This is a genomic window from Pseudoalteromonas sp. SWN29 (assembly GCF_015864465.1).
Lineage (GTDB): Bacteria > Pseudomonadota > Gammaproteobacteria > Enterobacterales > Alteromonadaceae > Pseudoalteromonas.
In genome coordinates, this window is record NZ_JADYXE010000052.1 from 18,282 (window position 1) to 30,997 (window position 12,716).

Annotated in this window: 9 protein-coding genes; 1 reads left to right on the plus strand and 8 read right to left on the minus strand. The window is 39.3% G+C overall.

The features are described from left to right. Positions 1-16 precede the first annotated feature (16 nt). From I6F53_RS17010 to I6F53_RS17020, 3 genes are all read right to left on the minus strand, one after another. Positions 17-1,519, minus strand: coding sequence for an alanine/glycine:cation symporter family protein (locus tag I6F53_RS17010; protein WP_197119429.1), 1,503 nt, complete (start codon positions 1,517-1,519; stop codon positions 17-19). A 376-nt stretch (positions 1,520-1,895) separates the two neighbouring features. After that, positions 1,896-3,023 carry a M14 family metallopeptidase gene (locus I6F53_RS17015; protein ID WP_010554015.1) on the minus strand — a complete coding sequence of 376 codons (1,128 nt, stop codon included), beginning with the start codon at positions 3,021-3,023 and terminating at the stop codon, positions 1,896-1,898. A 183-nt stretch (positions 3,024-3,206) separates the two neighbouring features. After that, complete coding sequence (locus I6F53_RS17020; RefSeq protein WP_007580346.1) at positions 3,207-4,649, minus strand: glyceraldehyde-3-phosphate dehydrogenase; 1,443 nt, start codon at positions 4,647-4,649, stop codon at positions 3,207-3,209. A 173-nt stretch (positions 4,650-4,822) separates the two neighbouring features. Here I6F53_RS17020 and I6F53_RS17025 point away from each other — a divergent pair, with 173 nt between their 5' ends. After that, a complete protein-coding gene (locus I6F53_RS17025; RefSeq protein ID WP_197240455.1) occupies positions 4,823-5,623 on the plus strand; it encodes a DUF2989 domain-containing protein in 801 nt (266 codons plus the stop codon). 286 nt (positions 5,624-5,909) lie between these two features. Here the strand turns inward: I6F53_RS17025 and ihfA are convergent, their stop codons facing one another. The 5 genes from ihfA to I6F53_RS17050 all read right to left on the minus strand — a co-directional run bounded on the left by ihfA (position 5,910) and on the right by I6F53_RS17050 (position 11,707). After that, entirely contained in the window at positions 5,910-6,209 is a 300-nt protein-coding gene (gene ihfA / locus I6F53_RS17030) for an integration host factor subunit alpha (RefSeq protein WP_002960690.1), read from the minus strand. Positions 6,210-6,211: 2 nt separating this feature from the next. Next, positions 6,212-8,599: a phenylalanine--tRNA ligase subunit beta gene (gene pheT, locus I6F53_RS17035; protein WP_197240456.1), complete on the minus strand. Its 2,388-nt coding sequence runs from the start codon at positions 8,597-8,599 to the stop codon at positions 6,212-6,214. Positions 8,600-8,614: 15 nt separating this feature from the next. Further along, positions 8,615-9,595, minus strand: a complete 981-nt coding sequence (gene pheS, locus I6F53_RS17040) for a phenylalanine--tRNA ligase subunit alpha (protein WP_197240458.1) — start codon at positions 9,593-9,595, stop codon at positions 8,615-8,617. Between the two features lie 346 nt (positions 9,596-9,941). Continuing rightward, positions 9,942-10,652: a DnaA regulatory inactivator Hda gene (gene hda, locus I6F53_RS17045; protein WP_197181207.1), complete on the minus strand. Its 711-nt coding sequence runs from the start codon at positions 10,650-10,652 to the stop codon at positions 9,942-9,944. Continuing rightward, positions 10,652-11,707, minus strand: a complete 1,056-nt coding sequence (locus I6F53_RS17050) for a DUF2066 domain-containing protein (protein WP_197240460.1) — start codon at positions 11,705-11,707, stop codon at positions 10,652-10,654. Before I6F53_RS17050 ends, hda begins: the two co-directional genes overlap by 1 nt. Positions 11,708-12,716: the final 1,009 nt, after the last annotated feature.

The window sequence follows — 12,716 nt, forward strand, 5'->3', positions numbered from 1 at the left end:
TACTCACTAAGTTTAATTACTCAGCGTCTTTTGACTGTTTTGCTAGGCGTTTTTCCCAAAAAGTGGCATTTTTAATACCTAATTTAACTGGGTCAAATATGATTTTTCCGCCCTTTTTCTTCTGTTCTTCATAATCACTTAAACATAATAAAGCAGGCTTAGCTACGAAGAAAATAGCTAAAATACCTAATATGTTAATCCAAGCCATTAAGCCAACGCCAATATCACCAATAGTCCAAATATAACCTGAATTGTTGACCATGCCGTATGCAACCATAAACATAATCACAAATTTCACGATAACAAGCGGGATACTGCCTTTAAAGTAACGATTTAAGTAAGCAATATTAGTTTCTGCAATAAAGTAATAAGCAAGTATTGTAGTAAAGGCAAAGAAGAACAATGCAATACCCACAAATGCTTGTCCAAAACTGCCAAATACACTAAATAAAGCCATTTGAGTAAAGGCTGCTGAGCCTACTTCAGTGGCTGCATCAACATTTTGTACAATAAACTGCCCTGCTGGTAACTCACCCACAACATTGTATTGCTGCGTTATTAAAATCATCAACGCTGTTGCTGTACACACAAAGATGGTATCAACATAAACAGAGAAAGCTTGTACTAACCCCTGTTGAGCAGGATGGTCTACTTCTGCAGCAGCTGCTGCATGAGGCCCAGTACCTTGGCCTGCTTCATTAGAATATATACCACGTTTGACGCCCCAACCAATAGCAGCACCAAAACCGGCCTGCGCAGTAAATGCATCACTAATAATTAGATAAAATATATCGCCCACTTTATCTAAGTTTAAAAATACAACGATTAGTGCCAATACTATGTAACCAAGCGCCATAAATGGCACTACTATTTGCGTAAAATTCGCAATACGCTTTATACCGCCAAAAATAATAAATGCTAAAACAATAAGTATAATTGCCAGTGCAACTAACTTAAAGCTACCTACGTCACCAAAGCTAGTAGTGACCATATTGCCATCGCCAAACACTTGGGTAAACGCATTACCTACCGCATTTGCTTGTACGCCTGGCAGAAAAACACCACAGGCAATAATTGCCGAAACAGCAAATAAAACAGCTAACCATTTTTGCCCTAAACAACGGTCAAAATAATATGCTGGCCCGCCACGATATTGCCCGTTTTCTTCTGTTTTATAAATTTGGCCTAAAGTAGATTCTGCGTATGCGGTACTTGCTCCTAGAAAAGCAACAACCCACATCCAAAAAATAGCACCTGGACCACCAAAACCGATAGCTGCTGCAACACCTGCGATATTACCAACACCTACTCGTCCAGATAACGATACTGCAAGGGCTTGAAAAGATGAGATACCTTTATCAGACGTGTTTGGGCTAAATAATAGCTTACACATTTCTTTAAAATGTCTAACTTGAGCAAATCGAGTTAACACTGAATAAAACAAGCCTGCGCCTAGGCATAAATAGATGAGTGCATTACTCCAAACAACATCATTAACAGCGCTTACAAAAGCTTCCATGGATATCCTCTATAGTTATATTTATTATTTTTAATTACGAGACTCTGCTTTAGCTACTACGCAACATAAGTTTCACGAAATAAGGTTTTACCTTTCCCGTCCCGACTCATTATTTAATTAATCTTAACTTAAGTACCCCAACTTTGTTAACACTTAATTTTCAAAACATCTAATTACGTAGCTACTGTAAGGCACTACATCAGCAGTATTTAAAGAAAAGTAGATTGATTTGTACCGATACGGTGATGATACGCGGCGAAGAAACGTTAAAAACGTTTTGGAATGAAGTTGCTATATGATTATTATTTTTTGTAAAAGGGGTTTTACTAAAAGTAAAAAGGGCATCAAAACTATTGATACCCTTCAAATAAACGTTTTATCTTAAATTATCAACAACATTAACAATAGCCGCTAATGTATCTTGACCAAACTGATATGAACGACGGTCCGACCAGCCATAGTCTGGATCTGGTAAATCGTTGTTATCTTTAAATGGCATTTCAATTGTGTACGTTAATGCTTTAAATTCTTCAGCTGTAGCTGATGAGCCTACTGTAAGGTTAGCTTGGCCTGGCTCATCTTTTGGATAGCCATGTTCATCTTGAAACTCTGGAGTAATAGTTAAAAGCGCTGCTTTAAAGCTATCTTCTAGGCCTTTAAGACGTGCATCGTAACTTGGAATACCTTCACTGCCTGCAACAAAGTTATACGGGATAGCTTCATCGCCGTGTATATCAAGGTGCATATCTAGGCCAGCTTCACGCATTTTATTAAGTACTAAGTAAACTTCAGGGCTATTTTCCATGCTTGGTGTCTGCCATTCACGGTTTAAGTTAACGCCTTTAGCGTTAGTACGCAGATGTCCGCGTGCGCTGCCGTCAGGGTTCATATTTGGTACAACGTAAAATACTGCTTTTGACAATAATGCAGCTGCATGTGGGTCTTCGTCATCAAGTAATTTGTGCAATAGCCCTTCTACATACCACTGCGCCATTGTTTCACCTGGATGTTGACGTGCTGTGATCCAGATGTTTTTCTTATCTTCACTTGGCTCACCAATTTTAAGCACACTCATATCGCGGCCATCTAGTGTTTCACCAAGCGTGATTAATTGGCAAGCGCCTTGGCTTTGTGCCCAAGACAATAAATCTAAATGGCGGTCGTAGCTGTATGGTGCAAAGTAAGCAAAATACACGCTGCCGCACTCTGGTTCAATTTCAAAGCTTAATGTACCATTTTCATAGCTTGATGGTACACGAAACCATGTTTGACGGTCATATGATGCAACGGCTTGATACCCTTCCCAACCATCTGGGTAAGCTGATTTATCAAGCTCATTAATATTTAACTTATGCAATTGGTAAGGTGTTGTTTCAAGACGAAAGTGAAACCACTGATAAAATTCAGACTGGTGATCTTTATTAATTTCTAATTGAATATTTAAAGGATCGGTGGCTTCAATAACTTTGATATTACCACTGTCGAAATTGCTGCTGATTTTCATGAAAAAACCTTTAGGTTGAATAAGTTTATCTGCTTATTAATTCACAGACCTGACATTATTTTGTAAATAGTAAAACGAATGTACATTTTCTTAATTAAAGCCTATCACAAGGCATACGCTTTAAAAATAATACACGACCAAAAAAGCCAGCAACATGCTGGCTTTTAAGTCACTGCAAATAAATTAGCGGGGTAAGCTTGGGAATGACACTTCGGCCATATCGCGCATACAACGAACTACTTGGCAGCTATAACCAAACTCATTGTCGTACCATACATATAAAACAATACGGTTATCTTCAACAATCGTTGCTTGTGAATCAACAACACCTGCGTAACGGCTACCTACTAAATCGGTAGATACAATTTCCGTTGATGCGGTGTAATCAATTTGGTCACGTAAGTCTGAATGAAGTGCTGTATCGCGTAAAAATGCGTTTAGCTCTTCAACCGATGTGCTTGTTGCTAAATTAAGGTTCAAAATAGCTAGCGACACATTAGGTGTAGGTACGCGGATTGCGTTACCTGTTAATTTGCCTTCAAGCTCTGGTAATGCTTTTGAAACCGCTTTTGCAGCACCTGTTTCAGTAATTACCATGTTAAGTGCTGCGGCACGGCCACGACGCTCTGCTTTGTGGTAGTTATCAATAAGGTTTTGATCGTTCGTGTACGAGTGTACAGTTTCAACATGACCATTATTAATACCAAACTTATCGTTTAATGCTTTAAGCGTTGGTGTAATTGCATTAGTTGTACAGCTTGCTGCACAAACAATTTTATCTTCAGGTAAAATATCTTTGTTGTTAACACCATATACGATGTTTTTGATATTACCTTTTGCAGGAGCTGTTAATAATACTTTTGCAGCGCCTTTACACTCTAAATGCTGGCCAAGGCCCGCTTCGTCTTTCCAAATGCCGGTGTTATCAACAATTAATGCATTATCGATACCGTATTGAGTGTAATCAATTTCGCTAGGAGAGTTGGCGTAAATAACTTGAATGTAGCTACCGTTAGCTTTAATTGCATTACGCTCTTTATCAATAGTGATTGAACCATTGAACGGACCGTGAATTGAATCGCGACGCAATAAGCTTGCACGTTTTTCTAGGTCGCCATCTTTACCACCACGCACAACAATAGCGCGCAAACGTAAATCTGAATATGGACCTGATTTTTCAATTAATAAACGCGCTAGTAAACGACCAATACGACCAAAACCATACAGCACAACATCGCGTGGTTCTTTCGCTGGTAAGTCAGCTATTTCTGCAAGTTCATCTTTTACAAATTCTTCTACTGAGCGGCCTTTAGCTGCTTCTGTAAACAAATAGCTATATGCAAGTTTACCAATATCAATACGTGCAGAGTTTAATTCCATTTTGCTGATAGCTTCTAAAAATGGGAAGCTTTCGCGTAAACGTAATTTAGTGCCTTCAAACTGAGCAACAGTTTTGTGAGATTTGATAATATCGATAGTACTGGCATTTACTAGAGGACGGCCATATACAGCGATTTCAATACCACGATTACGGTAAAGCTTACCAATGATTGGTTGCATGCTTTCTGCGTAATCTTGGCGCTCTTGCCAACTATTTGTGTATTCTAACTCGTGAGATGAGGTCATTTTATTTACCTAAGTTTATCATTTTGAACGGATAGCCTTTAAAAATGCACTATATTTTGAGAGTAATGCACTTCGGCAGGGCTATTCTAATTTAATCTGAAGTTATTCTCTACTGTTAGGCGTTAAATGATTGCGTTAGAATAACAAAGTAAATATTCATTTGGGGTTAAGGGATGCTTAAAAAAGCAAGTGTACTATTGGGTTTGCTTACGTTGACAGGGTGTGAAGAACCGTTGACACTCGCAAAAGTGTGTAAAGAAACACCTGGCTTTTGTAGCGACTTAAACAAAGACAGTCACTGCAAGGATGAACGCGCTGATGTAATTATTAAACGTTACATAGAATACAAAGACCCTTCTGATGAAAATAAATACCAATTACTCAAGAACTTTGAATCTTATAACCAATGTATAACTGTGGCTGCCAAAATAGAGCATATTAAGTTAAAAGCTAAAAAAACGTCACGTATTGACGGTCAATTAACGAGCATTAAAGAAATGACTCGGTTATATCAAGATACCCAAAATACAAACCATCCCGGTTTACTCTACTACCAATGGTCACGAAATAATAACCAAAGTGCACTGACTAAATTATTGGCTATAGAAAATGACAAAAGTGTAACGCAAAGTGCCGAAATGCAGTTTTTTCTAGCATCTTACTATATTAAATTTGATGATGAAAAAACCATAGATTTGCTTTATAAAACTTTAGAGCTTAATAAAAAAGATAACGTACCTAACCCTGAAGTGTATACATCACTTATTAGTCTTTTTTATAAACATGATAAATTTAAGCACGCTTATATATTTTCTAAAGTAGCGCAAATGTCGGGAATTGAAAATATTGATGGGTTTGAAATTGAGCAGCAATTAATAACAAATGGTAAAAGCTTAGACGGCCTAGATGTACTTGCAGAGCAAACATTTCAGCAAATAATGGCAGGTGATTTTGTATCGCCTCGAGAATTTTAATTTATAATCGCAAAAATAACCTAATACCAATCTGCTTATGTATGGGTTCTATTTAACGTTAAGGAAATTACGCTAGAACTAGGCAAAAATTTTTGTATCTAGTTGTTCTCGGCAATTGCTCCCTGCATTGCTCTACCTCCTGCATCCATGCAGTCGTAAATAAAAAATTTTTAACGACGTTATAGTGCAATTTAATCCGTTAAATTGATCAAGATTTATGCAGGTTGGTATAATTTAATAACTAGGTTATTCAGGCAAATAAAAAGGCAGCTTACGCTGCCTTTTTTTATTTTGCTTTGCTTGTGCCCACTTCTACGCGGGTTTTAAGCTTTTGACCTGGTCGAAAAGTCACCACGCGACGTGCCGAAATAGGAATATCTTCGCCTGTTTTCGGGTTGCGGCCTGGTCTTTCTTTTTTGTCTCGAAGATCAAAGTTACCAAATCCAGAGAGCTTAACCTGCTCGCCTTTTTCTAGCGCTGAGCGGATTTCTTCAAAAAACGCTTCAACTAAATCTTTGGCATCTTTTTTATTGATCCCGAGCTTTTCAAATAGGTGTTCAGCTATGTCGGCTTTAGTAAGCGCCATATCTAGTCCCTCAACGATGCATTAAACTGTTCGGCCAATTCGGCCACCACGTTATCAACTACTAGATTGATATCTTTCTCTTCGAGTGTTCTATCAACCGCTTGCAGTGTTAGAGCAATCGCCAAACTCTTATAATTTGGCTCAATACCTTTGCCCTTATACACATCGAATAAGTTTAGGTCAACCAATTGATTTCCGCCAACTTTTTCGATCACGCTTAAAATGTCACCAGATTTAACGCTGTCTGCCACTAAAATCGCGATGTCGCGGCGATTTGAAGGGAATTTAGACACCCCTTCTGCTTGCGGTAAATTTCTTTTTTCTATTGCTGACATTTCAATTTCAAAAACAAAAGTTGCGTTGTTGATATCTAACGACTTTTGAGCTTGAGGATGTAAAGCACCAAAAAAACCAACCTTTTTGCCATCAACATATATTACTGCTGACTGACCAGGGTGAAGTCCATCTGACTGCTCCGCTTTAATTTCAAAACGAGTTACGTCATTGGTAATAGCAAGTAAAGCTTCAACATCGCCCTTTAGGTCGTAAAAATCAACGTTACGTTTTTCTTCAACCCAATGCTCACCATTTACAAGACCCGTAATAACACCACCAATAACCGGTACTTGGTAAACACCGTTTTCTGCACTTTCGTCGCTTATAAACTTAAGCCCATGTTCGAATAAACGAATACGAGGCTGTTGACGATTTTGGTTATACGCCAAAGACGCTAATAAACCCGGCATTAAACTTACGCGCATTGCAGACATTTCAATTGAAATAGGGTGCGGCAATACCATAGCTTTACACTCTGGGTGTAAAATAGCTTGTGCTTTAGGGTCTACAAAACTGTATGTAATAGCTTCTTGGTAACCACGAGTAACGAGCGTATTGCGGAACTTGCTAAGCGCAATAGTTGCTTCGTTATGCGTGGTCATTTTAAGTTTTGCAGTTGGTGCAACGTTAGGAATGCTGTTGTAACCGTAAACACGTGCTACTTCTTCAATTAAATCTTCTTCGATGCGAATATCAAAACGGTAGCTTGGTACGTCCGCACTCCAGCTTTCATTTTCTACTTTAACATCAAGACCTAAACGCGTAAGAATATCAGTTACTTTAGCATCTTCAATATGATGACCAATAACACGGTCTAAACGTGCACGACGAAGACGTACTTCAGTCACTTTTGGAAGTTTGTCAGCTGCGACAGCTTCAACTACTGGGCCTGCTTGACCACCTACAATCTCAAGTAGAAGTGCTGTTGCACGTTCCATTGCATCATGTTGCAAAGCAAAATCAACACCGCGTTCATAACGGTGTGAAGCATCAGTGTGTAAACCGTAACTACGTGCTTGCCCTGCGATTGCAACAGGATTAAAGAACGCGCTTTCAAGTAATATGTCAGATGTTTTATCTGTAACGCCTGATTGCTCACCACCAAAAACACCTGCTATTGCTAGCGCTTTGTTATGATCGGCTATCACAAGTGTTGTCTCGTTCAATTTAGCGGTGTTACCGTCTAATAAAACAAGCTCTTCACCTGCGGCTGCACTACGTACTTTAATACCACCTTCAATCGCATTTAAATCAAACGCGTGCATTGGATGACCAAGTTCAAGTAATACATAGTTAGTAACATCAACTACAGGATCAATTGAACGTACGCCACTACGACGTAGCTTTTCAACCATCCAAAGCGGTGTTTTTGCATCAAGATTAATGCCTTTTATCACACGACCAAGGTAACGAGGACATGCATTTTCATTAACTAGCTCAATTGATACTTTGTCATCAATTGTTGGAGTAACAGCTGGAATATCTAATACGTTTACGTCAATACTATTTAAAACGCCTACTTCACGTGCAAGGCCTTTAATACCTAAGCAGTCACCACGGTTTGGTGTTAAATCAACATCTATAATGTTATCGTCAAGACCTAGGTAGTCACGTAAATCAGTACCAATTGGTGCGTCGCTTGGCAATTCCATAATGCCGTCGCCTTCTTCGCTAATACCTAGCTCAACAAAAGCGCATAGCATTCCGTTTGAAGGTTGGCCGCGTAATTTGGCTTTTTTAATTTTAAAGTCACCAGGCAGTACAGCGCCTACAGTTGCTACAGCAACCTTAATACCTAAACGACAATTTGGTGCACCACACACTATATCAAGTAGCTCATCGCCACCTACGTTAATTTTGGTAACACGCAGTTTATCTGCATCAGGGTGTTGTCCACATTCAACAACTTCACCAACAACTACGCCATTAAATTTGGCAGCAGCAGGCTCAACGCCATCAACTTCTAGACCAGCCATTGAAAGCTGTTCCGAAAGAGCTTGCGTATCAATAGCAGGATTAACCCACTCTCTTAACCACTTTTCACTAAATTTCATTTTATTATTTCACTCTTAACGGAACTGGTTTAGGAATTTTAAGTCATTTTCGAAAAATGCACGTAAATCGTTTACGCCATAGCGCAACATAGTTAAGCGCTCTACACCCATACCAAAAGCAAAGCCGGTGTATTTTTCTGGGTCAATACCCACAGACTTAAGTACGTTTGGATGTACCATGCCGCAGCCTAGTACTTCTAACCACTTACCGTCTTTACCCATAACATCTACTTCAGCTGAAGGTTCTGTAAATGGGAAGAATGAAGGACGAAAACGAATTTCCATATCTTCTTCAAAGAAGTTACGTAAAAAATCATGCAAAATACCTTTAAGCTCAGTAAAGCTAACATCGGTATCAACCATCAAACCTTCAACCTGATGGAACATAGGTGTATGTGTTTGATCGTAATCGTTACGGTATACACGACCAGGTGAAATAATACGCAGTGGTGGCTGCTCAGTTTCCATAGTACGAATTTGCACGCCACTTGTTTGTGTACGAAGTACTAATTTAGGATTGAAATAAAAGGTATCGTGGTCAGCACGAGCAGGATGATGCTCAGGAATATTTAGCGCATCGAAGTTATGGAAATCATCTTCGATTTCTGGACCTGATTTAACTTCAAATCCTAACTCACCAAAAAAGCTTTCTATGCGCTCAATAGTGCGCGTAACTGGGTGTAAACCGCCAGTAGGCATAACACGCCCTGGTAGAGTTACATCTATAGTTTCAGCAGCTAGTTTTTCTTCAAGTGCTTTACTTGCTAGCAACTCACGCTTTTCGTTAATAGCAGCTTGTACATCTTTTTTAGCTTGGTTTATAACTTGGCCTGCTTCTTTACGTTCTTCAGGTGCTATTTTACCTAACGTTTTAAGTAAGCTAGTGATTTCGCCTTTTTTACCAAGGTAATTAACCCTGATATCTTCTAACTGCGCTATTTCACTGGCACTGGCTACCGCCTCAAGTGCTTGCGCTAATATGTTTTCTAAGTTCATTCGATACCTGATCTTTCACAGAAGGTGATTGCTTAAGAGCGTGTTGGCCTTTCAAGATTGCTTTACAACAGTGTTATTGGTTATTAAACAAGGCTAAGCACTGCGATGTAGTTTCCTACATCATCATGCTATAACGCTAAATAAAGACCAAATACATGCTGCCTGAAGTGCTTTACTGTGGGTGGCTTATTTTTTTGTTGCTCTAGTTTTGTATACAAATACTATGGTACAAACTTTGCAACGTGATTAAAACACTCTTCAGTAAAACAAATTCCAATCAGGAAAGGTAAACACGCTCTGATAATAGCTTATGATAACTGAAAGCAGGGTCTAGATTCTAGACCTACTACAGCTTTAACGTTGATTTTATAAAAGGAATAGTTAATTTTCGTTGTGCGGCCATCGATGCATGATCTAATTTGTCGAGTACATCTAATAAAGCACGCATATCACGGCTTAAACGCGTTAATAAAAAGCGTGCACACTCATCACTTAATTCAAGGCCACGCATATGAGCGCGCTTAACTAGTGCTTGGGCTTTATCGTCATCACTCATAGAGCGAATTTGAAAAGTTGTACCCCACGTTAAACGGGATTCTAAGTCGGGCAGCGTAATATTAAGCATACTAGGAAGTAAATCGGCAGTTACTACTAACATTTTACCGGGTTCGTTAAATCGGTTAAAAAAGTTAAATAGTGCTTTTTCCCATGCATCATTTCCTGCAACTAAATGCACATCATCGATACATAGAACATCAAGCGCTTCCAAGCCGTCTAATACCATAGGTCCAAAATCAACTACTTCGCGCATAGACAGCAGCATATTAGATAAGCCACGCTCTTGAGCTTTAATGCAGGTTGCATACAAAAGGTGAGACTTACCCGAATCACCTAACCCACATAAATAAGTATACTGAAACTTTTTAGCTAACTTCGAAAAGCTATCTTTTAAATGGTTAACCTCTAACGAATCTTCCCCACCAAAGTACGATGCAAATGTTTCGTCATCCGGTAAGGTAACCGGTAATGCCATTTGCATCGGCTCAGACATTATCATTATGGCGTTACCCATTGATACTCTAGGCTATTTTTATCGACAACATGATAAAAAGCGCGTGGATCCTCATAATCTTTAAATGAGGAGTCGAGCCCTAAGCCTTTTTTAAGATCGCTTAGATTACCAGTGTGGTTTAGTTTAAATTCTACAAATTCTGGTGTTTTACGAACAATTTTAACTTGCGTAACAACGCTTAAGTTCAATAATCTTTGCTTTGCTAATTCAATATCAACAAAACTTTGCGTGCCTTTTAATGTTAGCGTGGCCGCGGCTTGTTCATAATAAGCATTTGGATCAATAGCGTACTCGCTTGCAAGGCCTCGTGCTAGGGTATCGATCATTTGGCTCACTATTTGCTGCTTATCGCCCGTTAATCTATTTGAATCAAATTGATCATCATTAGTAAAACGCCAATCTAAAATCCAATTTTCGCTATCTGCTTCTTTATACATTCTTGCTGTAATACTTCGCTCAGCACTGTAGCGTCTAGAGGCCTCTTCTACTGGTTCTGAAAAGTTACCCCATACCTCAGGAATACCTACTAAACGTCTATCTTGTAAATCAAGTAATGGCACAACGACAGGTAAACCTCGGCGTCCAGCTTTGTCATAAATGAGCTGTTCTAACTGCGGGTAACTTTCTTGTGTTACTAATTCTCTGCGCCAATTGTCTTCAATACCTAACCATATTGCGACTAATGGGCGTTGTACTCCCCATAAAGGTAAGTTTAACTCTTTGATTAACGCATTGATCTTTCGAGCTTCAAATTTAACAACGAGTTTCAATTGTCCATTTGCTCTCTCGTCATATTCAAACTTAAGCATATAATCAGAAATATCTTTAGTGCGTTGCTGCGCTAGTTTGTTTTGATCCGCAGTTTCATCACCGCTTACTTTCACTAAAACATTGAGTAAAGCTTTACGGCTCGCTGCTAATCGAGTGTCTCGTGTTTTATCATCCACTTTTAAAATATCTTGATATAGATCAGTTACTTCAACTGCCGACGCAGAAAAACAATATAAAATGGATATGGCGCTAATTAATAATCTATACACAGGCTATTAGTTCTTGGTTTTAAACTGATTTGATCCTAAATCAAACCCAGTAACAAAGCAAAATTATATTTGTTATCAGTATTATTATATAAAATTTAGAAATAGAGACTTTAAAATATATTGTTAATTATCGATTTAGTTTATAGGATTCTTAGGTGTTTTTAACGTCGGGAGTCGCGTTGCTCGCTCAACCTACGTGGTGGGCGTTTGTTTAGTGTGCATTAATTGTACGCATTTCACTTTTCTGCAGACATAAAAAAGCCCGAATCGTTAGATTCGGGCTTTCTACAATTTGAAGCCGGTGCGCTACGCAGTAGGATGTCGTAGTGCCCACAGCGGTGGAAAGCCACAGTGAAATGCTACACTATCTTTGTGTCGGGGCGGCCTTCCGCGGGGCTCGCCTTCGAGCTGTTTTGTTTCACTACTGAGTTCGGTATGCGCTCTTGGCTATTTATTAAATCCCAGACAGTAAAAAACCCGTCACATTGCTGTAACGGATTTCTACAATTTGAAGCCTGGTAATGTCGTAGTGCCCACAGCGGTTGAGAGCCCCATAGCAAATGCTACACTATCTTTGTGTCGAGGCGGGCTCGCCTTCGAGCTGTTTTGTTTCACTACTGAGTTCGCTATGCGCTCTTGGCTATTTATTAAATCTCAGACAGCAAAAAGCCCGTTACATTGCTGTAACGGGTTTCTACAATTTGAAGCCTGGTAATGTCGTGGTGCCCACAGCGGTAGAAAGTCACATAGCAAATGCTGCGAACTCATTGCTGAGCGGTGAATTTTATGATTTTAGCGTCGGGAGTCGCTGCGCTCGCCCGACCTATATGATGGGTGTTGGATGAGTGTACATTAATTGTGCTATTTTCACTTTTCTGCAGACGTAAAAAAGCCCGAATCGTTAAATTCGGGCTTTCTACAATTTGAAGCCTGGTAATGTCCTACTTTCACATAGCAAATTCTACACTATCATCGGCGCTGTTTCGTTTCACTACTGAGTTCGGCATGG

What these genes read in the sequence shown, in the direction of transcription:
- I6F53_RS17025 (WP_197240455.1), top strand. Translation starts at nt 4,823, where the DNA reads ATGCTTAAAAAAGCAAGTGTACTATTGGGTTTGCTTACGTTGACAGGG.
- pheS (WP_197240458.1), bottom strand. Translation starts at nt 9,595, where the DNA reads ATGAACTTAGAAAACATATTAGCGCAAGCACTTGAGGCGGTAGCCAGT.
- pheT (WP_197240456.1), bottom strand. Translation starts at nt 8,599, where the DNA reads ATGAAATTTAGTGAAAAGTGGTTAAGAGAGTGGGTTAATCCTGCTATT.
- I6F53_RS17015 (WP_010554015.1), bottom strand. Translation starts at nt 3,023, where the DNA reads ATGAAAATCAGCAGCAATTTCGACAGTGGTAATATCAAAGTTATTGAA.
- I6F53_RS17020 (WP_007580346.1), bottom strand. Translation starts at nt 4,649, where the DNA reads ATGACCTCATCTCACGAGTTAGAATACACAAATAGTTGGCAAGAGCGC.
- ihfA (WP_002960690.1), bottom strand. Translation starts at nt 6,209, where the DNA reads ATGGCGCTTACTAAAGCCGACATAGCTGAACACCTATTTGAAAAGCTC.
- hda (WP_197181207.1), bottom strand. Translation starts at nt 10,652, where the DNA reads ATGATAATGTCTGAGCCGATGCAAATGGCATTACCGGTTACCTTACCG.
- I6F53_RS17010 (WP_197119429.1), bottom strand. Translation starts at nt 1,519, where the DNA reads ATGGAAGCTTTTGTAAGCGCTGTTAATGATGTTGTTTGGAGTAATGCA.